The following is a 24,888-nucleotide window of genomic DNA, read 5'->3' as shown; positions in this document are numbered from 1 at the left end:
GTGATTATCTGATATCTTTACTCTTTAATGAAAGAAATCTCTTTTTTCTGTGTGGAAGTTCCTGCATTTCCACTTGCATCGGTATAATACCATGTGATTACAACGGTTCCCTTTGGCACATCAATGCCATGTGCTTCAATGGTATAAGGGAAAGAGGTGACACCATTCCAGCTCTGTATCAATTCGTCACTTTCGGATTTATACAACTCGATATCCGCAGAAGTGACTGTCACATCCTTTATGCCGTCTGTCCTCACCTTGGAATTAATATAGTAAGTTACTTTTTCAGGACCCGCGCTGATAACGATCGTAATAGCAGCACCTTTATCTGCATACTGTCCCGCATCAATGCTCTGACTGATAACATTTCCGGAAGCAACCGAATCACTGTGTTCTGTTGTGGTTGTCACTGCAAATTCAGACAACGCTGCTTTTGCATCTGCCTCTGATTTACCGCGTACATCCGGCACTTTCACTGACTCACTTCCCTGGCTGACATAAATCGTCACTTTTGTTCCTTCTTTTACTGTGCTTCCGGATTTTGGATCCTGACGGATAACCTGGCCCGCGGGAACATCATTACTGAATTCGAACTCACGACTGACCGTCAGATTCTTGTCTTCCAATGTAGCCATCGCTGCATCGGAGGTCTTTCCTGTCACATCAGGTACATCCACTTCCTTGGCATTTTCCTCTTCTGAGCCGGCAGATACCGTAACTTTGATCGTCGTTCCGGCCTTTACTGTCTCGCCCTCCGACACATCCTGATCAATGATCTCACCTTTTTCATAAGTATCAGAAACTTCCGTTCCGGCTTCCGTCACTTTCAGTCCCAGTTCTTTTAAATCTTTCTCTGCCTCGGAAAGTGTTTTTCCCTTCAGATCGATCATAACAACCGTTTCTTTTTCTTCCTGCGTAATCTGTGTATCGTCTTTTTTATTGTTTTTATTTCCCGGACCGAAATGGAAAATATCAAAGAAACTTCCTATCAGATAGATCACAATGATTGCAATGATAACCGCTACCACAATTCTCATAATGCCAACGATTTTTTCCATCTTGGAATTCAGAAAACGTCCCTCTTCTTCGTCGTCATCCTCGTCATATTCACTCATATCATAATCTTCATCATCTTCTTCCGGAACTTCCTGTGCCATAGTTTTCTTTTCCGGCTCCGGATTCACAGTTTCTGCCTGCTTTCTGATCTGGTTGACCTCATCATCAGTCAGCACACGGGTCTTGGTCTTATCCTGGTTAAACGGAACCAATGTCACGAAATCTTCATTTGGATTCAACAGTGCTTTCCGTAGATCGATCAGCAGACTCTCCATGGAATCGTACCGGCGATCCGGACTTTTCTGGGTACATTTCTGAATGATCTTCTCCAGACTGATGGGCAGGTTCGGTGCATAGGTACTTGGCGGAACCATTTCATCCTGCAGATGCTGGATCGCCACTGCCACGGTACTGTCACCATCAAAAGGCACGCGGCCGGTCACCATCTCATACATGACAATTCCCAGGGAATAGATATCACTCCGGTTACTGACATAACCGTTTCTCGCCTGTTCCGGGGATGCATAATGCACAGATCCCATAACATCGGAATGGATTGTATGCTCGGATACTGCACGGGCAATTCCAAAATCCGTTACTTTTACTTTACCATCCGTAGAGATAATAATATTCTGCGGTTTGATATCACGATGAATGATATGTTTTGCATGGGCAGCCTGAATTCCTCTGCTCACCTGAATTGCAATGCTCAGTGCTTCTTTATAGTTCAACTGACCTTTTTTTTCAATATAGGTCTTGAGGGTAATACCTTCCACATATTCCATGACAATATAATGAATGCCATTCTCGCTGCCGACATCATAAATATTGACGATATTCGGATGTTCCAAACCTGCTGCCGCCTGTGCTTCGCTGCGGAACTTCGTCACAAAATTAGTATCTTCGCTGAATTCTTCCTTCAGTACTTTGATTGCCACATATCTGCCAAGGGTGTGATCCTTCGCCTTATAGACGTCAGACATGCCACCAGTTCCAATCTGACCTACGACTTCGTAGCGATCGGCAATATACGTTCCATTTTTTAACATTCTGCCACCTCATCTGAATTAGGTTCTATTATGATAACGGTGATATTATCCTTTCCACCGTTTTTGTTTGCCAGTTCAATCAGACGCTCCGCCTTATCAGACAGGCTGCCTGCACCGTGTAATATCTGAAGAATCACGGAATCTTCCACCATATTGGTCAGTCCGTCAGAGCACAGGATAATATACTCCCCTGCCCGAAGCTGCCGTTCAAAAATATCAATTTTTACCTTTTCGGACACCCCCACTGCCCGGGTAATGATATTTTTATCCGGATGATTCTTTGCACTCTGCGGATCCATCTGTCCCAGACGCACCATCTCCTGTACCAGCGAATGATCCTGTGTTACCTGTGTGATCTCGTCTCCGACAATATACAGCCGGCTGTCACCGACATTTGCCACAAGCAATGTCCTTCCCTGAATCACTGCCGCCACAATCGTGGTTCCCATTCCACGCATCTGCTGATGTGCATCCGCATATTCTTTTAATTTGCGATTCGCTGTCTCGATACTTTCTGACAGAATTCCAACCGCTTCCTCCTCTTTGCTCCCTTTGATGGATCTTACAATATGTTCCACCACATACCGGGATGCAAATTCGCCTGCTTTATGTCCCCCCATACCATCTGCTACCAAAAACAGATTGGGCAGTTTTCCTACAGACTCTTCTGAGGAATAGAGATAGTCCTGATTCATTTCTCTTGTGTTTCCAATATCTGTAAGAGAACTTATCTTCATCTTCTAAGAGTCCTGCCTTTCTGAGAACCGTTTGCGCAACTGTCCGCATGCGCCATCTATATCACGGCCCATTTCTCTTCTAATAGTAACATTAATTCTGCATTTTTCAAGTTTATTTTTAAATTCCTGCACTGATTTTCCGTCAGGTTGCACAAAATCTCGCTCTTTAATTGGGTTTACAGGTATCAAATTGACATGACAATTGATGCCATGGATCAGTTCTGCCAGTTCCCTTGCATCTTCCTCAGTATCATTTACACCAGCAACCAAACTATACTCAAACGTAACTCTGCGCCCTGTTTCTTCAAAATAATCCTGCATTGCATCCACTGCTTCGTGAATGTCATAGGATTTTGCCACCGGCATCAGTTCCAGACGTTTCTCCTGATTGGATGCGTGCAATGACAGTGCCAGTGTGATCTGCAGCCCTTCCTTCGCCAGATCACGGATCCGCGGTACCAGACCGCAGGTGGAAACCGTGAGATTCCGCTGACTGATATGTAAGCCGTTTTCATCCGTGAGCATCCGGATAAATGTCAGAAGATTGTCATAATTATCTAATGGTTCTCCAGTTCCCATGACCACCACATTCGACACACGCTCTCCGGTGTCTGCGCTGATCCGGTAAATCTGCTCCAGCATCTCCGCCGGTGTCAGATTACGCACCAGACCGTCCAGGGTCGATGCACAGAATCGACATCCCATGCGGCACCCCACCTGTGAGGAAATACACACGGAATTACCATGTTTATAACGCATCAGTACACTTTCCACCATGTTGTGATCTTCCAGTTCAAACAGGTATTTGCGGGTTCCGTCCAGGGCAGATTCCTGCATCGTCACCTGTTTCAATACTGTAAAAGTGCAGTTTTCCCGGATTTTCTGCCGGAAAGCTGCAGACAGATTGCTCATCTGCTCCGGATCATCCACCAGTTTCACATGCATCCACTGATAAAGCTGTTTTGCCCGGAATTTTTTTTCTCCATGTTCTACTGCCCACTGTTCTAACTGTTCCAGCGGCAATGATTTTATATCTGTTTTTCCCATTCTGATTCTCTATACTCCATTATCTGCGGTGCATCTTTGCCATGAAAAATCCGTCGCATCCCTCATACGGAAAATACTGACGCATCTGCTCCAGTTCAAAACCGGCATGCGTCTCCAGAAATTTCTGTACGTTATCTTCGTTTTCTTCCCTTGTCATGGTACAGGTGCTATACAACAGCGTCCCATCCGGTTTGACATAGCCGCACACCACATGCAGGATTTCCTGCTGCAACGCTGCGAGTTCCGCAATTTTCTCCTCAGAAGCATTGTACTTAATATCTGTCTTGGTTCCGATGACACCCAGTCCGGAACAGGGCAGATCCGCAATGACCACATCTGCTTTTTCTCTGGCAACTTCATCAAACACTCTGGCATCCCACACTTTCGCCGTCATGTTGGAAAGCCGGCACCTGTCAATATTTTCCTCGATCATTTCTACTTTATATTCCGTCAGATCTCTGGCTTCCACATGTCCCTGTTCACCGATCATACGTGCCGCATAAACACTCTTTCCGCCCGGTGCCGCACAGACATCGATCACATGGTCTCCCTGCTTTGGTGCTGCCAGTTCCACTGCCAGCATAGACGCGGTATCCTGTACATACAACAGACCGTTTTCAAATTCTTCGATTTCATCCAGTGCTTCATATCCGGATAAAAACAGGGCTCTTTCCACCTGTTCATTCCGTCTCACTGTAATTCCCTGTTGTTCCAGGGAAGCAATGATTTCTTCCACGGAACTCCGATCTGTATCCACCTGCACTGAGGTCGGATGCGGCATGAGATAAGCTGCCAGGCTCCGCTCACAGGCTTCTGCCCCGTACTGCTCTGTAAAACGCTGCACCAGCCATTCCGGTATAGAATATTTGACAGACAGATACCGCACCGGTTCTTTTTCCGCATCCGGATAACGAATCTGGTCCATGTTTCGCGCAATCGTCCGCATCACACCGTTTACAAATCCCTTCAGTCCGCCAAACCCGCGTTTTACTGTCAGCTTTACGGCTTCGTTGCAGGCTGCGGAATCCGGCACGGAATCCATATATTTCAACTGATAGACTCCGCTGCGCAAAATTGCTGCGATCACCGGCTTCATCTTTTTTACTTTTGTTTTAGAAAACTGGTTAATAATGGCATCCAGCTCAATCATCCGTTCGATCGTCCCCTGGGACAAACGTGTGATAAATGCACGATCCTGTTTCGGCAGATACCGGTATTTGTCCAGCACATCCCGAATGGCGATATGGGAAAATGCTCCGTCCCTGGTAACAGCCAGCAGGATATCCACCACCAGATTTCTCGTATTTACATTGTCACTTCTACTGTTAGTTATCATCCCTGCTTCTTCCTCCGAATAAAATGATCAACCGCAGAAGCTGCAGGATCATGGATGCGGCACTTGCCACATAAGTCATGGCAGCCGCTGTCAGAACTTTTCTCGTATCTTTCAGTTCGGCACTTCCCAGAATCCCTGTATGCTCCAGTTCCTGCATCGCCCGGTGGGAAGCGTTGAATTCCACCGGCAGCGTGATCAGCTGAAACAGTACCGCCAGGGAAAACATGATAATTCCCGCCTGGATCAGCACACTGCTCATCGACCCCCGGAAGATCAGACCAATGATGATCAATGGCCATGCCAGGTTGGAACCAATATTTGCGATTGGTACAAAAGCGCCACGGACACGCAGCGGCACATAGCCTTTTGCATGCTGGATCGCATGCCCGCATTCATGGGCAGCAACACCTACCGCAGCCACCGACGTGGAATTATATACACTGTCTGACAGACTTAACGTCTTATTCATTGGATTGTAATGATCCGTCAGATTTCCCTGAATATGCTGTACCTGTACATCATGAATACCTGCATCCCGCAGAATCCGCTCTGCTGCCATAGCACCGGTCATTCCCGACATGCTGCGCACACGCTGATAGCGGCTGAAGGTGCTGTTCATTCCGGCAGATGCGATCAGGCAGATCACAGCTCCGATAATCACAAATATATACGTATAGTCCATCCAGTAAAAACCATAATATCCATAAGGCATATCATTCACTTCTTTCTACTGTGTTCCGCACAATTTTTTGACCTGAATGTTACAACTCACGCCTCTGACTGTACACAACGCAGCTTCTGTTACTTATTTCAGGAGATACTATTCTCCCAGTTTCATTCCTTCACTCAAGGCATTACCGCGCAAGAACGCATCCGCACTCATCCGCTTCTTGCCTTCCAGTTGTACTTCCTCCAGCATCAGAATACCATCGCCGGTCTGCACACCCACGCTGTGTTTCGTCACTTCTGTCAGTTCACCCGGTTCTTTATCGGATGTCTCATCCTTTACTGCTGCCGCCCAGATTTTCAATGTCTTGCCATTAAGATAAGTATATGCACTCGGCCATGGATTTAAACCGCGGATCAGACATTCAATCTCTGCTGCCGGTTTGTTCCAGTCGATGATACCAAACTGCTTTTTGATCAATGTTGTCTTTGTAGCCGCTGCATGATCCTGCTTTGTATAAATCGCGGTACCATCCTCAATAGCTTCCAGCGTGCGGACACAAAGCTTTGCACCAACTCCGCTCAGTCGGTCAAACAGACTTCCGCCGGTTTCTTTTTCATCCAGCACAACTTCTTCTTTCAGGATCATGTCACCGGTATCCAGTCCCTCATCCATCCGCATGGTTGTGACACCGGACACTTTCTCACCGTTGATAACTGCCCACTGAATTGGCGCAGCACCACGGTATTTCGGCAGCAGGGAAGCGTGCACGTTCACACATCCATATTTTGGCATTTCCAGAATCTCTTTCGGCAGAATCTGGCCAAATGCCACTACCACAATGATATCTGCATCAAATGACCGCAGATATTCCACGCACTCCGGTTCCCGGACGCGGCGTGGCTGATATACTTCAATGCCGTGCTCCAGTGCCGCTTCTTTCACCGGTGGAAACTGCATGGACTTACCTCTGCCCTTCGGCTTGTCCGGCTGTGTCACCGCCAGTACCACTTCATGTCCCGCATCGATCAGTGCCTGTAATGTTCCCACGGAAAAATCCGGGGTTCCCATAAAAATCACTCGCATATTCTATCCTCCTGTTCCTGTCATTCACAGGTTTTCCGGTTCCTGTATGTAAAGCAGACATTCGCAATCCGCTTTCACTGCTTGCGCATGAACGCAGCCGCTTTGCGACCTGTCAGCGGGAGCTTTTAATTCCCACTGACATAACTATGCTTCTTCGTCGATTTCTTCCCAGTCTTCCTCATCTTCCGGATCCGCATACTGTACATCGTGGATCTCACCTTCCACTTTTTCCACATACATATGACCATCAAGATGATCCAGTTCATGGCAGATCGCCCGTGCCAGCAGCCCTTCCCCTTCAATCTCATATTCTTCCAGATTCTCATCAAAAGCTCTTGCTTTTACATAATTCGGGCGTGTTACCTGACCCGCTTTTCCGGGAAGACTTAAACATCCCTCATCACCGGTCTGGCTTCCTGCTGTCTCAAGGATCACCGGATTGATCATAACGATCGGACCTTCGCCCACATCGATGACTACGATCCGGCGCAGCACGCCAACCTGTGGTGCTGCCAGTCCAACACCGCACGCATCATACATAGTCTCCAGCATATCATCGATGAGATTGGAAATACGCGGGGTCACTTTTGTTACCTCACGACATGTTTTTGTCAATACCTCATCACCCATAATTCTGATTGTTCTAAGTGCCATTGTTTTCTCCTCATTTTCTTTCGTTTTCAGATATTCCGGTCTTTGACCGTTTTGCCAACATGATTCCATGTTTTTTCTAAAACCCGTTCATCGGGTCAAAATCAAATTGAATCGTTACTGCCCGAAATGCCGGATCCTTTCTAATCTCCTGCTCCAGCATATTTTTTGCATGAACCAGCAACTGATAATCTTCCGCTTTTACATACAGTACCTTGCGAAAAATATCATTGATCCGGGAAACAGCTGCATCGGCAGGTCCGATGATCTGCAGATGTTCCTTTTCTTTTTCCATTTTAGTCAGTAACTTATATTTTAACATATCTTGTGCCTGTTTGACCAGCATTTCCTTTTCAGACGCTGCATGAACCACCAGCATATGCCATTTTGGCGGATAATGCAGCATCTCCCGGAAAAAGATTTCCTGCTGGAAAAATGCCTCATAATCCTGTGCAGCTGCCGTAACGATGCTGTAATGTTCCGGCTGATAAGTCTGAATAACGACTTCGCCCTGCCGGCATCCCCGGCCTGCACGGCCAGCTGCCTGGGTCAGCAGCTGAAACGTCCGCTCCGGCGCTCGATAATCACTGATGTGCAGCGACAGATCCGCCGCCAGAATCCCCACCAGCGTCACGTTCGGAAAATCATGCCCTTTCACGATCATCTGGGTGCCGATCAGGATATCCGCCTCCTGATTGGAAAATGCTGACAGAATCGACTCATATCCGCCTTTTTTTCGTGTTGTATCCAGATCCATCCGCAGCACCCGGGCAGATGGAAACTGCTGCCGGACATACTGCTCGATCTTCTGGGTTCCTGCTTTGAACCCTCCTACATACGAAGAACCGCAGGACGGACATTTTTTTACCATAGGTTGCTGATACCCACAATAGTGACACACCAGATTTCCATCATTATGCAGGTTCAGTGACACATCACAATGCGGACATTTGATCACCTCACCGCAGGAACGGCAGGATACAAAACCGGCCACACCCCTGCGGTTCAAAAACAGCATGATCTGTTCCTTTTTCTCCAACCGGTCCGTCATCAGTTTCCGCAGCCTGTCGCTGAGGATCGACCGGTTTCCATTCCTTAATTCTTCCCGCAGATCCACTGTATATACCGTCGGTAACGGTCGGGCACTGACCCGCTCCTTCATCTCAAACAGCCGGTACTGCCCCTGTTGTGCCCGGTCATAACTTTCCACAGAAGGAGTTGCCGATCCAAGCACTACATGTGCCCCGCACAGCATTCCTCTTGCGATTGCAGTCTCCCTGGCATGGTACCTGGGCACTGTCTCACTTTTGTAAGCTGCTTCATGTTCCTCATCAATGATGATAACACCTAAATTTGGAAAAGGTGTGAACAATGCAGATCTCGGTCCGATCATGACATCCAAAAGTCCTCGTTTTGCCCGTTCAAACTGGTCTGACCGCTCCCCCGGAGACATTCTGGAATTCAGGATTGACACCCGCTCCCCGAAATGATTGTAAAACCGCAGCACAGTCTGAAAAGTCAGTGCAATCTCCGGAATCAGCACAATCGCCTGTTTTCCCTCCCGGAGTACAGACTTGATCAGTTCCATATATACTTCTGTCTTGCCGCTTCCCGTAACACCATGGATCAGACATGGACGCTCATCCCCTGACTGCCATCCGTTTTCAATTCCGGTCACAATCTGCTGCTGTGCCGGATTAAGAGTCACCACTGTTTCCTGCTTTTTCATCTGATCCAGCGGATTGCGCCAGCTGCGGATGCTCTCCACCCGGATCAGTTCCCGTTCCTGCATGGCCCGGATCACAGAAGCCGTAATATTCAGTTTCTGCGTCACTGTTTCATACGGAAGAGGCGACTGTTCCAGCAGTGCTTCCAAAAGCCTCGCCCGGGCAGTCTGGTGCTTGCGCTGCAATTCTCCCAGCAAAGACTTCGCTGTTGTCGGATCCGGTTTCAGCCAGATCAGACGTTGTTCCTTCTCCGTCGTCTTTTGTTTTACCGGAAGCACGGTTTTTAATGCCTGATTCATAGTTCCGCCAAAATTCTCCCGCATCCATGCCGCCAGAGCGATCAGCTGTCCCTCAATGGGAATACCCTCCCGGATAACGTGGCTCACCGGCTTGATCCGCTCCGGAGCAAACTCCGGCTCTTCGGTAACTTCCACTACATAACCTCTGATTTTGCGGTTGCTGCGGCCAAAAGGAATCTCTACCGGCGTTCCCGGGTGAATCTGATCCAACAGGTTCTCCGGAATCCGGTATTGAAAAGTCCGATCCAGCTTTTCATGGGAAATATCTATTATAATGTTTGCATACAATGTTTTTTTATCCATCCTGTCATCATTTCATTCATAATTCTGCTATTCGTAAAGCGGACATTCGCAATCCGCTTTCGCTGCCTGCTCATGAATTGCATTTTACCAGACCTTACACTTCATGGCAAGTTGCCGGTCATCCATCGGAAACTTCTGCCCGCAGATTTCCTGATATTTCTCATGCCCTTTTCCGGCAATCACCACAATATCTCCCGGTTTTGCATGGGAGATTCCATAGGCAATAGCATCTCCACGATCCGGAATCCTGCCATATTTTCCTTTCGTTGCGTCCAGACCCCTACAGATCTCATCCGCAATTTTCTCCGGATCTTCATCCCTTGGATTATCCGTGGTCACCACCACAAGATCCGCCAGTCTTCCTGCCACTTCTCCCATCTGAAACCGTCGTTCTGCCGAACGGTTACCGCCGCATCCGAAGATGCAGATGATCCGGCCCGGATGATAGTCCTGCAGCGTAGTCAGCAATGCCTCCAGTGCCATGGCATTATGGGCATAATCAACCAATACAATAAAACGCGGTGACACAGAGAGCATTTCTATTCTGCCTGGCACCTGCAAAGTGTGCAGTACCTGCTCCATCACGTTCCACGGCACCTGGTAATGCTCCGCCACTGCAATGGCTGCCAGGGAATTATAAACAGAAAATCTGCCCGGTGCATTGACCACGATGCGTTTCTTCTGTTCTTCCGGCTTTTTCTCTGTCACACCTTCTCCTGACTCTGTAAATGACGTTCCCTTTGTCATTCCCGCCTGCCCCGCATCATGTACCGTCAGCTCATACCGCACCCCCAGCCGGCTGCTGCCCCGTAAAAGCTGGGGAGCCAAAGCGCAATAGTCCGACTGACCGGAAAATCCATAAGTCACAGCCTGACAGCCACTTTCCCGCCACATTTCCTGCCAGTAAGCGTCATCCTGATTGAATACTCCGCACCGGCACCGGCGAAACAGCTGCCGCTTGCAATCCATATATTCTGCAAAATCTGCATGTTCCCCTGCACCGATATGATCTGCCCGCAGATTGGTAAATACTGCTGTATCAAACACGATTCCTTCCACTCGGTGCAGTTTCAATGCCTGGGAAGACACTTCCATCACCACATATTTGCAGCCGCCATCCGCCATTTTCCGCAAAATCTCATACAGTTCATAAGATTCCGGTGTTGTATACTCGCTCTCCTGCTGCCAGGAACTATAACATACTTCAATGGTTCCGATCAATCCTGCCTCATAACCGGCGGCAACCAGCATTTTCCAGATCATCCAGACTGTGGTAGTCTTTCCTTTTGTCCCGGTAACCCCAAGGATGCACAGCTCTTTCTGCGGGTTATCAAACCACTGCCTGGAAATAGCTGCAAGTGCAATTCTGGTATCCGGAGTTTCCAGTACGCAGACCTCCTGCATATCCGGAATCTCCCTCAGATTTTCATCCAAACAGCTGACACATTCTTTCCGCCTAACTGTTTTTCTCTCCCCACTTTCCACTGTGTATGATTCTTGTTTAAAATCTGTCGCTGCCTCCGTCAGGATCACGGAAGCACCCCGCCGCACAGACTCCCGGATAAACTGATGACCGTCCTGTCTGCTTCCCCGGATGCATACAAAAATACCTCCCGGCTCTACGTTTCTGCTATCGTAAGCCACCTGTGTAACTTCCCTTGGGAGTTTCCCACGGACGCATCGATATGTAAGTCCCTGCAGTAATTTTTCTGTCTGCTTCATACTAGACTCAGCCCCTGCTATTCCGTTGTATTTAGCATATGCCGGTTTTTTCAAATTGTCACACAACTGAGGTGACTGAATGTTCAAATTCCCACATTACCAGAGCCAACTCCCTATTGAATTTTAGGGTCTCATAGTATATGATATGTAAGAGAAAAATCGTCAAACGATAAATACATAATCATTAAGGAGGAGACCTATGAGACATTTAATGAGCCCTTTAGATTTATCCGTACAAGAAACAGATAAATTGCTCAATCTCGCGAACGATATTGAAAAAAATCCGGAAAAATATGCACACGCATGTGCCGGCAAAAAGCTTGCTACCTGCTTCTATGAGCCAAGTACCAGAACACGACTCAGTTTCGAAGCAGCTATGTTAAATCTTGGTGGATCTGTACTTGGTTTTTCCAGTGCGGACAGTTCTTCCGCCGCAAAAGGAGAAAGTGTTTCTGATACCATCCGTGTCATCTCCTGCTATGCCGATATCTGTGCAATGCGTCACCCGAAAGAAGGTGCTCCGCTGGTTGCCTCTGAAAAATCTGCAATTCCAGTGATCAATGCAGGTGATGGGGGACATCAGCATCCGACACAGACACTTACCGATCTTCTTACGATCCACAGTCTCAAAGGTCATCTCGACAATCTGACTATCGGTTTATGCGGTGACCTGAAATTCGGTCGTACTGTTCACTCACTGATTCATGCTCTGATTCGTTACCCGAATGTAAAATTTGTCCTGATTTCTCCGGAAGAACTGCGCGTACCAAGCTATATCCGCGAAGATGTCCTTGCACAGAACAACGTTCCGTTCAAAGAAGTAGTCCGTCTCGAAGACGCTCTGCCGGAACTTGACATCCTTTACATGACCCGTGTACAGAAAGAGCGTTTCTTCAATGAAGAAGATTACATCCGCATGAAAGATTTCTATATTCTGGACAAAGCAAAAATGGAGCTTGCTCCGAAAGATATGCTGGTACTTCATCCACTGCCTCGTGTAAACGAGATTTCTACAGAAGTAGATGATGATCCGAGAGCAGTATATTTCAAACAGGTTCAGTACGGCGTTTACGTTCGTATGGCCCTGATTCTTACATTATTAGGAATGGAGGTATAAGCAATGTTAAACGTAGGTGCAATCAAAGAAGGTTTTGTATTAGATCATATCAAAGCAGGCATGAGCCTTTCCATCTATCACGATCTGAAACTGGACGAGCTTGACTGCTGTGTTGCTATCATCAAAAATGCAAAAAGCAACAAAATGGGAAAAAAAGATATCCTGAAAGTTGAATGCAACATCGACAATCTGGATCTTGATATCCTCGGTTTTATTGATCACAATATTACAGTAAACATCATCAAAGATCAGCGCATTGTGGAAAAACGTGCATTAAAACTTCCGACATCCGTAACAAATGTCATCAAATGTAAAAACCCACGTTGTATCACATCCATCGAGCAGGAACTGGATCAGATTTTCCTTCTGACTGATCCGGAGCATGAAGTATATCGATGCAAATACTGTGAAGCAAAGTACAAGAAATAAATATATCATTAAGAACAGACCACATACCTTGCTATGTGGTCTGTTTTTTTATATAATAAACACTGATGAGGATTTCGTTTTACTCATTATTTCAAGGAAAAAATCATTTTCATGAGGAGGGTTTTTACATGATCATTCCAAAGTATTTTGAAGACAATCATATCTTTGGTGTCAACGATGAGCCAATGCGTGCTTATTACATTCCGACATCACCGGCACAGGATCCGGACTGGAAAATCCGCACGGAAACGGATCGTTTCTTATTACTGAACGGCGATTGGAAATTCCGTTATTTCGACAGCATCTATGATTGTCAGGAAGCTTTTTATGATGAAGGGTATGACACGAATCACTTCGACACACTTCCGGTTCCGTCCAACTGGCAGGATCACGGCTACGATATCCATCAGTATACCAATACACGCTATCCGTTTCCGTTTGATCCTCCATATGTACCGCACGAAAATCCATGCGGTGCTTATGTGCACAGCTTCACATACAAAAAACCGAAAGGAACCGCAACTTACCATCTGAATTTCGAAGGTGTGGACTCCTGCTACTATGTATGGTTAAACGGCATATTTATCGGATATCATCAGGTTTCTCATTCCACCGGTGAATTTGATATTACGAGTGCTCTGCGTGAGGGTGAAAACACACTTGCCGTTCTCGTTTTAAAATGGTGCGATGGCAGTTATCTGGAGGATCAGGACAAATTCCGTAATTCCGGTATTTTCCGTGATGTTTATGTATTGGCCAGACCTCAAAACTATATCCGCGATTTTTTTGTCCAGACGCAGTTAAAAGACAACTATACCGCTGCTGATGTAACAATCCCGCTGACCTTTGCCGGTGAATCCATCCCGGTTTCTTATAAACTGACTTCTGCCTGCGGCTGCGTCGTTGCTAAAGGTATTTCCAGCGGAGACAGCATTGCATTTTCAGCTTCTGATCTCACACTCTGGAATGCAGAACATCCTTACCTGTATACACTGACGCTGTCCACTGACTGTGAAACCATCCGTCAGCGCATCGGTTTCCGTGAGATCAGCATCAAAGATGCCATTGTATACCTGAACGGTCAGAAAGTCCGTTTCCGCGGAGCCAACCGTCATGACAGTGATCCTTATGTGGGTTCTGCTGTTACACTGGAGCATATCCGCAAAGATATGAGCCTGATGAAGCAGCACAATTTCAATGCCATCCGCACCAGCCATTATCCGAATGCACCGGAGTTTTATGAGTTGTGTGACGAATATGGTTTCTATGTCATCGACGAATCCGACATAGAGATCCACGGTGTTGTAAATCTGTACAACCTGAATATCTGGAAAGAAGGAAAGAAAAACCCGTTCCCACCGTTTTTATCTGACAACGAAGACTGGACAGACAGCGTTGTAGACCGTGTCCGGAAAAATGTAATGCGTGATAAAAACCGTACCAGCGTGCTGATCTGGTCCATGGGAAATGAAGCCGGCTACGGATGTACCTTTGAAGATGCCCTTGCCTGGACAAAATCTTACGATCCAACCAGACTGACCCACTATGAGAGTTCCATGCACCATCCGCGCAATCCAAAACGCGGAAAAACCGATTTCTCCAATATCGATCTGCGCAGCCGTATGTACGCTGCAATCCCGGAAATGCATGCATATCTGGGCAATAACCCGGATAAACCGTTTATTCAGTGCGAATTTGTCCATGCTATGGGAAACGGACCGGGAGACATCGAGGACTACTATCAGTTAGAGGAACAATATGACACGTTCGTGGGCGGTTTCGTCTGGGAATGGTGTGATCACGGTGTTTATATGGGAACCACAGATGATGGACGCAAAAAATTCTACTACGGTGGTGATTCCGGTGAATATCCGCACGATGGCAACTTCTGTATGGACGGACTTGTTTACCCGGATCGCACACCAAGCACTGGTTTAAAAGAATATAAAAATGTGCATCGTCCGGTTCGTGTACATCTGGTGGATGCTGCTTCCGGTACTTACATTCTGCAGAACAATCTGGATTTTACAAACTTAAAAGAAGAAGTCTATCTGACCTATGAAATCCTGCAAAATGGTATGGCAGTTGCTTCCGGTGAAATCAGAGATACTGAGCTGTTAGATGTTGCTCCAAGAAGTAAAAAGACTGTTCAGCTGCCGATCAAGCCATTAGAAAACGGTGCCTGCTCTGTCATCATCAGTTCTCATCAGTTACATGAAAAGCCATTTACACCGGCTGATTTCAAACTTGGTTTTGACCAGATCATGTTGAATGAAAACTGCACGGATACATTAACCGCTCTGCTGAATGCGGAAAAAGCATCTGCAGATTCCTGCTCTTGCGCTGCAAATGGCACTGCTTCTGCTATTACTTATACAGAAAACGATCGTGTCATTACGATCAACGGTGCTGATTTTGTCTATGTATACAACAAACTCACCGGTATGTTTGACAGCATGATCTACAAAAATCACAGCTTCTTAAAACGTCCGATGGAAATGAATATCTGGCGTGCACCGACAGATAATGATCGCGTGGTCAAGAGACTGTGGTATGAAGCAGGTTATGATAAAATGACACAGCGAGCTTATAATACAACTGTAGAAGCACAGGAAGATGGTTCCCTGAAACTGCACACAACATCTTCCATGGCCCCCATCTTCCGGCAGCGTTTCCTGGAGATTGATGCAGAATGGATCATCACACCGGATGGAATCGTCAGATCCAGCATGGAGATTGAGCGGGATGCGATCATGCGTGGCATGTACAGCGAATACTTCGAAGATGTGACAGAAAATGACAATCCATTCCAGCCAAATGAGGCATTTCTCCCTCGACTTGGTATCCGCCTGTTCCTGTCAAAACGTATGAATCAGGCAGAATACTTTGGATACGGACCTCATGAGAGCTATATTGATAAACGCCGGGCAAGCTATCTTGGCAAATTTACTTCCCGTGTCTGTGATCTGCATGAAGATTACATGCGTCCGCAGGAAAACGGAAGCCACTATCATTGCGAATATGTCAGTGTTGCTGATGACAGCCGGAAACTGACCGTATATAACGAGCAGCCGATTTCCTTTAATCTGTCCGAGTATACAGAAGAAGAACTGACCACGAAAGGTCATAATTATGAACTGGAAAAATCCGGATACACCGTATTCTGTATCGATTACAGACAGAGTGGTATCGGTTCCGGAAGCTGTGGTCCTCAGCTGGCAAAAGAATATCGTCTGGACGATACTCATTATACGTTCTCTTTCCACTTGAAACCGGAAATTTTGTAATTTCTTATCAAACACAAAAACATAAGACACATTCGATGCCGTAGAATGTGTCTTATGTTTTCTTTCTTATTACTTCGCACTTATAGAAGTGAGAGCCCATTACACATCTATCTTACCAGGCTCCGCTATATCCCAGTGTCACGCTGCTGTTTTTTGCTCCCTGTTCCATGCTTTCCTGTAATGATTTTCCCTGTAGGATACCATATAAAAAGCCTGCAATGAAGCTGTCACCGGCTCCCATCGTATCCACGACATCGCATGGAATAATCCCAAACTCCGTATAACTTGTGCCGTCATAAGCAATACTTCCTTTTGTGCCTCTGGTAACGATGACTGTCTTTGCTCCTTTTTTCTGCATTTCTTCCATGAAGTTTCGCATCCATTCTTCATCTTCTCCATCATAGGCAAAAAATGCATAATCCACAAATGGAATCGCGATATCAATCACCGGGCTTTCATATTTCGTTGCAAAGTCAAAAGCAATCCTCGTGCCACAAGCCTTGATTTTCTCAAGATCATTCTCTATCATCCCCCAGATTCCGGATACGACCAGATCATGGCTTCCAAGAAATTCAATATCTTCTTCGCTCAGCTTGAAATCTGCCATAACGCCTTCCTCATAATCTCCGAGAATACGCTCTCCGTCTATGATTTCCACGTGTGTCACAGCCGTACTGCCAGGCATCACTTTCAAATGAGAAACATCCACCCCTTTTTTTGCAATTGAGTCCTTCATTAATTTCCCATATGCATCGTCTCCAACGACACCGGTATAAGACGCTTCCCCGCCAAGACGGACTGTATATACGGCAACATTCACCGGATTTCCTCCCGGAAATGCCTCACCTGTCTGATCATAAGCATCCACGCAATTGTCTCCTACAGCTGCAACTTTAATCTTTTTCTCCATGTTTAACATCCTCCCTTTCCTTCCAACATCATTTGCCGTACTCTGTCATGTGCCCGTTTTGCATACACATATGGTTCCCGGATATAAGCCGTTACCAACTCAATGGTAGCTGTGTCATGATAACCGAAATGCTGTATTTCCTCCAGAAGTTCCGGAAGAGGGAGTTCACCATCCCCCGGGATCACATGTGTCTCACTGTTGCCATCACAATCCACCAGATGGAGATGTCTGCAACGATCACCCAGTTTCATAAAATAATCCATCACACTTTCGCCTTCAATGGATGGCACTACCACATCACACATTCCGTATAAATATGGGGAATCCACCATCTCAAGTACTTCCTGCAGATCATTTGCGGTAGTACATACATTTGTTTCAAAATGAGTCAGTGTCTCCAGCAAAACCGGTTCCTGGATCTGTTGTGCATATTCTGCCAGTTCCCTCAGCGTTTCGACCAGTCGCTCCTGGATTTGTCTGCGGCTTATGGTATTTTCCGCATGACCGGTAGAAATAAGTGTGTATTCTGCTCCCATTTCTTTTCCCATTTCAATTGCTGTCTTGAGATAATCTACTGCCTCCTTACGCTGGCTGGAATCTCCGATCATATAATTGTAAGGATATGCATTGTGCTCCGGTGTATACACATGAACCGGCATTTCATAGACTTCAATCAATTTCTTTACCTGTTCTATCCCGCCCCGTTTCAGATCCAGTGGAAATGCATGGGGACGCCCTCCCCAGAGTTCTATATAATCATAGCCGATTCTTTTCGCATCCTGAAACGCAGCTTCCAGTGGATAATACTGATAGCCACTGGTAAACATTCCCAATTTCATACATTCCCTCCTCATTGCACAAATACGAGAACTGCCGAAAACATAACATTGATTTTCAGCAGTCCTCTTGTCACTTCATCCTTGTTCGTCTTTCAGCACGCAGAATCATTATTTATCTTTTCGCTCACATTCATTAATAATCAAACTGGCGATAATATCTTCTGATTTCCATTGGATGGCAATTGATCTGCTCCATATGCGCATCAATACGCTGTGTTACAGCATGCGTTACCAGATGAGACAGATTTCCACGGAATTCCTCGCTGATTCCTTTCAACTCATAGTCTTTGGAATCAATTACTGTGTAATTTGCACAAACACGCGGCAGGAATTTTACTACTCGTTCACTCAGAGAACGCTGTGCATCTTCACCTACAAATACAGTGACCGGTGTATCACGGTCTACAATTTCCAGCATTCCATGGAAAAATTCTGCACTGTGGATAGATTTTGTACGGATCCAATGCTGCTCTTCCCAGTAGCACATTGCATAAGAATATGTGGAACCATACTGATTACCTGCTCCTACAAAATAATGGATACTGTCATTGCAATGTTTCTTTGCAAATGCCTCTCCAAATGCATCCGCTGCTTTCTCAACTTCTACCAGATCTACAGCCAGATTTTCATCCAGTTCTTTGTAATACCGATCATATTCCGGGAATTCACCTGCATTGTACATAAAACGGTCTGCAACCATAAAAAACTTCAGCTGTTCATTGCCCGGATATGCAATTTCATAATCTACGATCTGTGCCAGTTCTGCAGTATCCACATCAATAAATCCAAGCACCTTTGCTCCCGCTGCAGAAGCTTTTTTGACACCTTCCACCATCTCGATGGTACTTCCGGTTACGGATGAAACCACAACAATCGTATCTGCTCCAACTTTTTTATTTCCAGTTGTCAGATATTCTGCTGCATTTTCCACGAAAAAGTCAAGTCCTGATTTTTCTTTCATATGAACTTCTGCCTGTAAGCAGGAAGCATAAGTGCCTCCTATGCCAAGCCAGCAGATATTTTTAAATCCATCTTTACAGATCTGGTCTACAATTTCTTCGATTTTCCCGCGCAATGCAAGTGCACCTTTTACACTGTCAATCTGTTTCTGCTCATCAAATTTCAACATGATATTTTGATATCCTCCTTTAATTCCTTTTCCTTTTTTGTAACCACTTTATATGAATTACTATACCACATTTTTTTAAATAGTCAACATCTTTTTTTAAAATGTTATTCTAAGCATTTAATAACTATATGTTTTTTTGCGATTATATCTTGTGTTTTATTCATTATCATTCATTTTTTGGCATATTTGCATAACCGACTGATTTAGACCACTAATCCGTTTTTTTATACCAATAATATTTGACGAACAGATTGCATCTGTTATATGATAGAAACAAGCAACTATTCGGTAGCATGAATGTAAAAGATGTTCTATAATAATCTTTTCATATAGTTATTTTTAAAATTGGAAGTAAAAGGAGCGTATTTTTAAAATTTATGAGAAAAAATTTACTGACAATGGATGTCATTCTTGCAAAAGAGATCATATACATGTTGAAAAATGAAGGCTATCACCCCGGAGACCGTCTTCCTTCTGAGCGTTTTCTTGCGGAACATTTTCATGTGCAGCGGCCTACTATCCGGAATGCCCTGGCACAGCTTGTGCGTGAGCATTACCTTTTTTCCCAGGAAAGACTTGGATATTTTGTTGCTCCGGATAGAATCAAAATATCTACTCACACCTGTACTGATAATTTTGATCCCGGAGAAAGATGTCCGAATATTCGCTGGCAGCCTTATTCTTTTGAAGAAATTTTAGTAGATAAACGTCTCTCCGGCAAAATGCTGATCCCGGAACAAACACCAGTTTATAAAATCCTTTTCATTTATTATGAAAACGACACCCCGCTGTGCCTGGATTATTCTTATACTCCAATCGATATCTATCCTGGTCTGACTGCTGAAATTCTGGGTTCACGCCCGATTTTGAATGTATTGCAGACAGATCTTCAGATACCGATTTTGAAATCCAATCAGCGTGTGACACTCATTTACACAAATGAGGAAGAATCCAGTCTGCTCCAAACTGCACCGGGTAGTCCCATGATGAAATACAAAGGTCTGGTATATGACGACACCGGCAGACTGATTCACTTTTTTGAAGACATTATGAAAATAGATGATTTTGCATTTATCAGAGATGCGGAAATGGAGGAATCATGGAACAATTAAATCATGTAGCAGCACAGGTGCGCGATATTATTGTAAGCAGGATTGAAAGCCATGAATATCTTCCCGGAGAAATGATCCCTAGCGAACGAGTCCTGGCAGAAATGTATGGTGTAAGCCGACCTACTATCCGCACAGCCATCGATGAACTTGTAAATGAGCATTATCTCGTGCGTCGACAGGGAAAAGGTACCTTTGTCAAGAAACCGGAATATAACAAAGTCGCTTTCGGTGTATTAAACGAATCCAAAAATGCCAGTTTCACTTCCCTTGTCCGCAATTTTGGAATCGAGATATCCAACAAATTACTGTGCACCGGTACCATCCAGGGACGTTATTATTATGCTGATAAACTTGGTCTTGCATTTGAAGAACCAATTTATGGAATCCACCGTATCCGCCAGGGTAACAAAGAGCCACTGGCTATTGAGTACACTTACGTTCCACTGAAATTTTTCCCGGATATCGATAATTATAACTTTGAACAGATTTCTCTGTATGACTACATGTCCACCAGAGATCACCTGCCCGTTGTTTTCCAGGAATCTCTGACCATGGTAGAAGCCGGAGATAAAATCCGTTCCTATCTGCATCTGGAAGATGAAATGATCGTCAATCACCTGGAACTGATTGGCTATGACCGACACGGTAACCTTGTAGAATATACAGAAAGTTATTCCCGCCCAGACAAACTGGAAGTACGTTTTGTATCAAATAATACAGATCAGAAACGCTGTCTGTAAAAAAATAAGTCGAGCGCACATGAAATTTGTGCGTTCGACTTATTTCTTCTTTATTCACTTTACCAGGTAGTTTTATGTTCATCAACAACCTGCAGGGTATCCGGATCAACAAGATAAAAATCTACCAGTTCCGTACTGTAGCTTCCACCCGGATAAAATTTTTCCAGTACGATTTCTGTACAGGTTTTTCCTTCATCGTTTGTTTTTTCCCCATTAAAATTAATGTACAGACGATATTCCACATCCACCATGCGGGTTCCTGCCTGCTCCTGACCGGCACTGATAAGTCCATAGGTTTCTCCCTTTGCATTTGCATCGAAGCTCAATTCTGCGTCTGTAAACTGTCCTTCGTTTTGCAAATACTCAAACACTGCTGTTATCTCGTTTTCAAGCAGCTGATACTGTTCGAGTTCACTCGAATAAGAGTCAGAATCAGAAATGCCGTTATCTGTTGCGGATTCTCCGGCAGTTTCATCTGATGCGCTATTGGATGCGCCATTTGTTGAATTGTCTGTTATATCCTGATTGGCATCGGATGAATCAGTACTATCCTCTGACCAGTTTGAATCTGCTGACGGCAGACAGCTATTTATTCTTTGCATAACAAACGGATTATTTGTCCGATACAGTGTCGTTGTCACGTTATATGCGCGCTCAGAATACGCCTTCAGATAGGTATACTTTTCATCCTGCGATATCACTTCTTCCTTCCATTCCAGTCCCAAATAGATTATGACACTGTTTTCTGCCATGCAAAGCAGAAAGATTGCACATATAATAACAAAGCAGACCTTGTTAACGGAGCTTCTTCTCGAGAATGTTTCATTGCCAAACAGCCGGATATTCAGCCAGATGACCAGAACCAGCAGTCCAAGGAATGTCACCAGGATGGAGATCGTTGCAAACATATAACGAAGCACATATCCGCTGTCTGTATTGATTCCAAGTGCTGCCGCATAAAACAAAATGCAGTACGCAAGGAAAATGCTGATACATCCAATACGAAGCGGATGCTCCTTTTTCACCACAACACTCTGCTTCATGACTTCTGTTAAAGTTTCTGCATCTCTGTGATCCACACATTCTCTGACAATATCAGTAGCTGGAAATCCTTTTGATCTGACTTCAATGCCATTGTAACAAATGAATGTTTCCTGCATTTTCTCCTCATCATCAATGGCAAGCGCAATGATCAATCGCAGCAGCCAGATCTGTTTCAGCTGATCTGCCTTACATTTTTCCATGACAATCTGATCCAGCGCCTGTTCCGCCAGTTCGTATTTTCGCTGACAAACATCTGCCTGCGCGCATATCACCAGATAAAAGTTACCGAGCACAGTATTCTTTCTTCCATGTCTGTGATAAAAATACAGCGCATAATCATGCTTTTCATCCGATGACATTTTTCGTGTCTGTTTTCTGCTACCTGCATTCAATGCCAGGCGAAGCCCGAATGCCAGAATAACCATTGCCGCTCCATAGCCCCACAATGTCTGCGTAACAAAAGCATGTGTGACGAACAGAAAATACCCTAATAATCCATACAGAGCAAATATAAGCGCCACACCAACGCCAAGTTTTATAAAATAATTCCCTGCCCGCCTTTTTGCCACAGGATTCCAGGAGTATTCATTTTTTTGAAACTGGTCAATATTATATATATTCATAAATGCTCCATTAGAATGCCATTAAAATTTTCTGAGTCCAATACTTCCGTCATCTTCGGTGTTTTCAATGGCACGGATTTCTACATAATAACCGGCATTTGCATTGATCTCCACGTAAACACGGTCTCCGACTTTATGACCAAGAATGGCTTTTCCGATTGGAGATTCCGTAGAAATCCAGCCTTTCAGGGAGTTTCCGCGCACGGTTGTCACCAGTGTATACACTTCTTCTTCGTCATCATCTTCAAAATATAAAGTAACTTTATTGTTGATTCCAACTTCATCGGATTTTGACTCATCGGATACAACTACCGCTGTTTTGATCATGCGCTCCAGATAACGGATACGGCTTTCGTTGGCATTTTTATCTTTTTTTGCTGCGTGGTACTCAAAATTTTCACTGAGATCGCCATGCGCTCTTGCCTCTTTTACAGCTTCCAATGCTTCTTTACGAACTACCAGTTTCCGATATTCGATTTCCTCTTTCATTCGTTCAATGTCTTTTTCTGTCACTTCATCATGCATAATATCGATACCTTCTTTCCAAAAATAAAGATAACAAAAGGAATGTCATTTTCTCGCATTTTGTGTATTACATAGTGAAGAATCCGAACTGTGCCATTGAATAAGTGATCAGGATGATCACCAACATTACCGGTGCAATGTATTTTATCATCACATTGTACAGTTTTTCACGATTCATTTTTTCACCATTTCGTTTTACTTCATCTGTAACAGTCTTTGCTCCTGCCGCCCATCCGATCAGAATACAGGTGCACAGTGCTACGATCGGCATTAATACACTATTGCTGATATAATCAAAGAAAGTCAAAAAGTCCATCCCAAGAATCTTGATATGTGCCCATGCACCATTGCCCAGAGAGGATGGGATTCCCATTATAATACTGATAATGATGCAGACCGCAACGCTTTTCTTACGGCTGATACCGAATCGATCCATAAAGGAAGATACGATAGCTTCCATAATCGAAATGGAGCTGGTCAACGCAGCTAAGAATACAAGCACAAAGAACAAAATTCCGATGATCGTGCCACCTCTCATTTGCTCAAACACTTTCGGAAGCGTCACAAACATCAATCCTGCTCCGCTTGCTTTTGTTCCTGCTTCACCGCTGAATACATAAACTGCCGGAACGACCATAAATCCGGCCAGCAGAGCAACGACTGTATCAAAAATCTCAATCTGATTTACAGATTTTGTCAGGCTTGTCTCATTTTTTGTATAAGAGCCATAAGTAACCATGATTCCCATAGCCAGACTCATAGAATAAAACATCTGTCCCATGGCTGCACACACTGTTTTCAGTGAAAACTTCGTAAAATCAGGCAGGAGATAGTACTTAATACCGGCATTTGCTCCCGGTAATGTAAAAATATAAATGGAAATGATCACAGAAATAATCAGCAATAACGGCATCAGGAATTTACTGATTTTTTCAATTCCTTTATTGACGCCAAGCAGGATAACTGCTGCAGTCAGTCCCAGATAAACAGCGAAATAAATCATCGGTGAGATCGAATTTCCGACAAAATTTCCAAAAAAACTATCTGCTGCTGCATCCAGTCCATGACCGGACACAAACGTCACCATATATTTAACAACCCAGCCGCCGATCACACAATAATACGGCAGAATGATCACCGGAACGATCGGTGCCAGCACGCCTAAAAATCCAAATTTTTTATTGATGGCTTTGTATGCAGTACCCGGACTCTGTTTTGTCTTGCGTCCGATTGCAATCTCGGTAGTCATCAATGTGAAACCGAAGGTCAGTGCCAGAATGATATATACCAGAATAAAAATACCTCCGCCATACTGCGCGGCAAGATAAGGAAAACGCCACAGATTACCAAGTCCCACTGCGCTTCCTGCTGCTGCAAGCACAAAACCGATTCCGCCAGAGAAACTACTGCGCTCCTTTTTGTTATGTTCCATATTAAATCCTCTTTCTCTCAT

The 24,888-nt window shown here is 44.9% G+C and carries 20 protein-coding genes; 5 read left to right on the top strand and 15 right to left on the bottom strand.

Going from position 1 to position 24,888, the window contains the following annotated elements:
* Positions 1 to 17: 17 nt before the first annotated feature.
* From pknB to ACIRUQ_RS03295, 9 genes are all read right to left on the bottom strand, one after another.
* On the bottom strand, positions 18 to 2,105 hold the full coding sequence (gene pknB, locus ACIRUQ_RS03335) for a Stk1 family PASTA domain-containing Ser/Thr kinase (protein ID WP_055289679.1): 2,088 nt from the start codon (positions 2,103 to 2,105) through the stop codon (positions 18 to 20).
* Complete coding sequence (locus ACIRUQ_RS03330; RefSeq protein WP_021739477.1) at positions 2,099 to 2,842, bottom strand: Stp1/IreP family PP2C-type Ser/Thr phosphatase; 744 nt, start codon at positions 2,840 to 2,842, stop codon at positions 2,099 to 2,101. The genes pknB and ACIRUQ_RS03330 overlap by 7 nt, the downstream gene beginning before the upstream one ends.
* 3 nt (positions 2,843 to 2,845) lie before the next feature.
* Positions 2,846 to 3,889 carry a 23S rRNA (adenine(2503)-C(2))-methyltransferase RlmN gene (rlmN, locus tag ACIRUQ_RS03325; RefSeq protein WP_022036501.1) on the bottom strand — a complete coding sequence of 348 codons (1,044 nt, stop codon included), beginning with the start codon at positions 3,887 to 3,889 and terminating at the stop codon, positions 2,846 to 2,848.
* Between the two features lie 19 nt (positions 3,890 to 3,908).
* Positions 3,909 to 5,225, bottom strand: a complete 1,317-nt coding sequence (rsmB, locus tag ACIRUQ_RS03320; protein WP_055289677.1) for a 16S rRNA (cytosine(967)-C(5))-methyltransferase RsmB — start codon at positions 5,223 to 5,225, stop codon at positions 3,909 to 3,911.
* Entirely contained in the window at positions 5,215 to 5,937 is a 723-nt protein-coding gene (locus ACIRUQ_RS03315; RefSeq protein WP_022036498.1) for a zinc metallopeptidase, read from the bottom strand. Before ACIRUQ_RS03315 ends, rsmB begins: the two co-directional genes overlap by 11 nt.
* A gap of 108 nt (positions 5,938 to 6,045) precedes the next feature.
* Entirely contained in the window at positions 6,046 to 6,978 is a 933-nt protein-coding gene (gene fmt / locus ACIRUQ_RS03310; RefSeq protein ID WP_022036497.1) for a methionyl-tRNA formyltransferase, read from the bottom strand.
* A 144-nt stretch (positions 6,979 to 7,122) separates the two neighbouring features.
* Positions 7,123 to 7,632 (bottom strand): peptide deformylase, encoded by a 510-nt coding sequence (gene def, locus ACIRUQ_RS03305; RefSeq protein WP_022036496.1) that lies wholly within the window; start codon positions 7,630 to 7,632, stop codon positions 7,123 to 7,125.
* Between the two features lie 76 nt (positions 7,633 to 7,708).
* Positions 7,709 to 9,958 (bottom strand): primosomal protein N', encoded by a 2,250-nt coding sequence (gene priA / locus ACIRUQ_RS03300; protein ID WP_242853579.1) that lies wholly within the window; start codon positions 9,956 to 9,958, stop codon positions 7,709 to 7,711.
* Between the two features lie 84 nt (positions 9,959 to 10,042).
* Positions 10,043 to 11,680, bottom strand: a complete 1,638-nt coding sequence (locus ACIRUQ_RS03295; RefSeq protein ID WP_022036494.1) for a UDP-N-acetylmuramoyl-L-alanyl-D-glutamate--2,6-diaminopimelate ligase — start codon at positions 11,678 to 11,680, stop codon at positions 10,043 to 10,045.
* A 199-nt stretch (positions 11,681 to 11,879) separates the two neighbouring features.
* On the opposite strand from ACIRUQ_RS03295, the gene pyrB reads away from it, so the two are divergent.
* The 3 genes from pyrB (at position 11,880) to ACIRUQ_RS03280 (ending at position 16,513) form a co-directional block, all read left to right on the top strand.
* Complete coding sequence (gene pyrB / locus ACIRUQ_RS03290; protein ID WP_022036493.1) at positions 11,880 to 12,797, top strand: aspartate carbamoyltransferase; 918 nt, start codon at positions 11,880 to 11,882, stop codon at positions 12,795 to 12,797.
* 3 nt (positions 12,798 to 12,800) lie between these two features.
* Entirely contained in the window at positions 12,801 to 13,226 is a 426-nt protein-coding gene (locus ACIRUQ_RS03285; RefSeq protein WP_022036492.1) for an aspartate carbamoyltransferase regulatory subunit, read from the top strand.
* Positions 13,227 to 13,354: 128 nt separating this feature from the next.
* The gene (locus ACIRUQ_RS03280; RefSeq protein ID WP_055289675.1) at positions 13,355 to 16,513 is read left to right on the top strand and encodes a glycoside hydrolase family 2 TIM barrel-domain containing protein; all 3,159 of its coding nucleotides are present in this window, start codon (positions 13,355 to 13,357) and stop codon (positions 16,511 to 16,513) included.
* Between the two features lie 112 nt (positions 16,514 to 16,625).
* Here ACIRUQ_RS03280 and frlD read toward each other — a convergent pair whose 3' ends face one another.
* From frlD to ACIRUQ_RS03265, 3 genes are all read right to left on the bottom strand, one after another.
* Positions 16,626 to 17,423, bottom strand: coding sequence for a fructoselysine 6-kinase (gene frlD / locus ACIRUQ_RS03275; RefSeq protein WP_022036490.1), 798 nt, complete (start codon positions 17,421 to 17,423; stop codon positions 16,626 to 16,628).
* Between the two features lie 2 nt (positions 17,424 to 17,425).
* Entirely contained in the window at positions 17,426 to 18,262 is an 837-nt protein-coding gene (frlC, locus tag ACIRUQ_RS03270) for a fructoselysine 3-epimerase (RefSeq protein ID WP_055289673.1), read from the bottom strand.
* A gap of 133 nt (positions 18,263 to 18,395) precedes the next feature.
* Positions 18,396 to 19,391 (bottom strand): SIS domain-containing protein, encoded by a 996-nt coding sequence (locus ACIRUQ_RS03265; protein WP_055289671.1) that lies wholly within the window; start codon positions 19,389 to 19,391, stop codon positions 18,396 to 18,398.
* Positions 19,392 to 19,768: 377 nt separating this feature from the next.
* Between ACIRUQ_RS03265 and ACIRUQ_RS03260 the strand changes: the two genes are divergently transcribed.
* Positions 19,769 to 20,503: a GntR family transcriptional regulator gene (locus ACIRUQ_RS03260; protein WP_021739491.1), complete on the top strand. Its 735-nt coding sequence runs from the start codon at positions 19,769 to 19,771 to the stop codon at positions 20,501 to 20,503.
* Positions 20,491 to 21,243 carry a GntR family transcriptional regulator gene (locus tag ACIRUQ_RS03255; protein ID WP_021739492.1) on the top strand — a complete coding sequence of 251 codons (753 nt, stop codon included), beginning with the start codon at positions 20,491 to 20,493 and terminating at the stop codon, positions 21,241 to 21,243. Before ACIRUQ_RS03260 ends, ACIRUQ_RS03255 begins: the two co-directional genes overlap by 13 nt.
* Before the next feature lie 59 nt (positions 21,244 to 21,302).
* Here ACIRUQ_RS03255 and ACIRUQ_RS03250 read toward each other — a convergent pair whose 3' ends face one another.
* The 3 genes from ACIRUQ_RS03250 to ACIRUQ_RS03240 all read right to left on the bottom strand — a co-directional run bounded on the left by ACIRUQ_RS03250 (position 21,303) and on the right by ACIRUQ_RS03240 (position 24,867).
* Positions 21,303 to 22,910: a hypothetical protein gene (locus tag ACIRUQ_RS03250; RefSeq protein WP_022036484.1), complete on the bottom strand. Its 1,608-nt coding sequence runs from the start codon at positions 22,908 to 22,910 to the stop codon at positions 21,303 to 21,305.
* Between the two features lie 21 nt (positions 22,911 to 22,931).
* Positions 22,932 to 23,435: a transcription elongation factor GreA gene (gene greA, locus ACIRUQ_RS03245; protein ID WP_021739494.1), complete on the bottom strand. Its 504-nt coding sequence runs from the start codon at positions 23,433 to 23,435 to the stop codon at positions 22,932 to 22,934.
* Positions 23,436 to 23,502: 67 nt separating this feature from the next.
* Positions 23,503 to 24,867 (bottom strand): sodium-dependent transporter, encoded by a 1,365-nt coding sequence (locus ACIRUQ_RS03240; RefSeq protein WP_022036482.1) that lies wholly within the window; start codon positions 24,865 to 24,867, stop codon positions 23,503 to 23,505.
* Positions 24,868 to 24,888: the final 21 nt, after the last annotated feature.

This window comes from Eubacterium ramulus, assembly GCF_045002895.1.
In the GTDB taxonomy this organism is placed as follows: domain Bacteria; phylum Bacillota; class Clostridia; order Lachnospirales; family Lachnospiraceae; genus Eubacterium_I; species Eubacterium_I ramulus.
This window is presented reverse-complemented; position numbering and strand designations above follow the sequence as displayed.

Excerpts from the sequence above, each read along its gene's own strand:
- pknB (WP_055289679.1), bottom strand. The coding sequence starts at position 2,105 with ATGTTAAAAAATGGAACGTATATTGCCGATCGCTACGAAGTCGTAGGT.
- ACIRUQ_RS03330 (WP_021739477.1), bottom strand. The coding sequence starts at position 2,842 with ATGAAGATAAGTTCTCTTACAGATATTGGAAACACAAGAGAAATGAAT.
- rlmN (WP_022036501.1), bottom strand. The coding sequence starts at position 3,889 with ATGGGAAAAACAGATATAAAATCATTGCCGCTGGAACAGTTAGAACAG.
- rsmB (WP_055289677.1), bottom strand. The coding sequence starts at position 5,225 with ATGATAACTAACAGTAGAAGTGACAATGTAAATACGAGAAATCTGGTG.
- ACIRUQ_RS03315 (WP_022036498.1), bottom strand. The coding sequence starts at position 5,937 with ATGCCTTATGGATATTATGGTTTTTACTGGATGGACTATACGTATATA.
- fmt (WP_022036497.1), bottom strand. The coding sequence starts at position 6,978 with ATGCGAGTGATTTTTATGGGAACCCCGGATTTTTCCGTGGGAACATTA.
- def (WP_022036496.1), bottom strand. The coding sequence starts at position 7,632 with ATGGCACTTAGAACAATCAGAATTATGGGTGATGAGGTATTGACAAAA.
- priA (WP_242853579.1), bottom strand. The coding sequence starts at position 9,958 with ATGGATAAAAAAACATTGTATGCAAACATTATAATAGATATTTCCCAT.
- ACIRUQ_RS03295 (WP_022036494.1), bottom strand. The coding sequence starts at position 11,680 with ATGAAGCAGACAGAAAAATTACTGCAGGGACTTACATATCGATGCGTC.
- pyrB (WP_022036493.1), top strand. The coding sequence starts at position 11,880 with ATGAGACATTTAATGAGCCCTTTAGATTTATCCGTACAAGAAACAGAT.
- ACIRUQ_RS03285 (WP_022036492.1), top strand. The coding sequence starts at position 12,801 with ATGTTAAACGTAGGTGCAATCAAAGAAGGTTTTGTATTAGATCATATC.
- ACIRUQ_RS03280 (WP_055289675.1), top strand. The coding sequence starts at position 13,355 with ATGATCATTCCAAAGTATTTTGAAGACAATCATATCTTTGGTGTCAAC.
- frlD (WP_022036490.1), bottom strand. The coding sequence starts at position 17,423 with ATGGAGAAAAAGATTAAAGTTGCAGCTGTAGGAGACAATTGCGTGGAT.
- frlC (WP_055289673.1), bottom strand. The coding sequence starts at position 18,262 with ATGAAATTGGGAATGTTTACCAGTGGCTATCAGTATTATCCACTGGAA.
- ACIRUQ_RS03265 (WP_055289671.1), bottom strand. The coding sequence starts at position 19,391 with ATGTTGAAATTTGATGAGCAGAAACAGATTGACAGTGTAAAAGGTGCA.
- ACIRUQ_RS03260 (WP_021739491.1), top strand. The coding sequence starts at position 19,769 with ATGAGAAAAAATTTACTGACAATGGATGTCATTCTTGCAAAAGAGATC.
- ACIRUQ_RS03255 (WP_021739492.1), top strand. The coding sequence starts at position 20,491 with ATGGAACAATTAAATCATGTAGCAGCACAGGTGCGCGATATTATTGTA.
- ACIRUQ_RS03250 (WP_022036484.1), bottom strand. The coding sequence starts at position 22,910 with ATGAATATATATAATATTGACCAGTTTCAAAAAAATGAATACTCCTGG.
- greA (WP_021739494.1), bottom strand. The coding sequence starts at position 23,435 with ATGCATGATGAAGTGACAGAAAAAGACATTGAACGAATGAAAGAGGAA.
- ACIRUQ_RS03240 (WP_022036482.1), bottom strand. The coding sequence starts at position 24,867 with ATGGAACATAACAAAAAGGAGCGCAGTAGTTTCTCTGGCGGAATCGGT.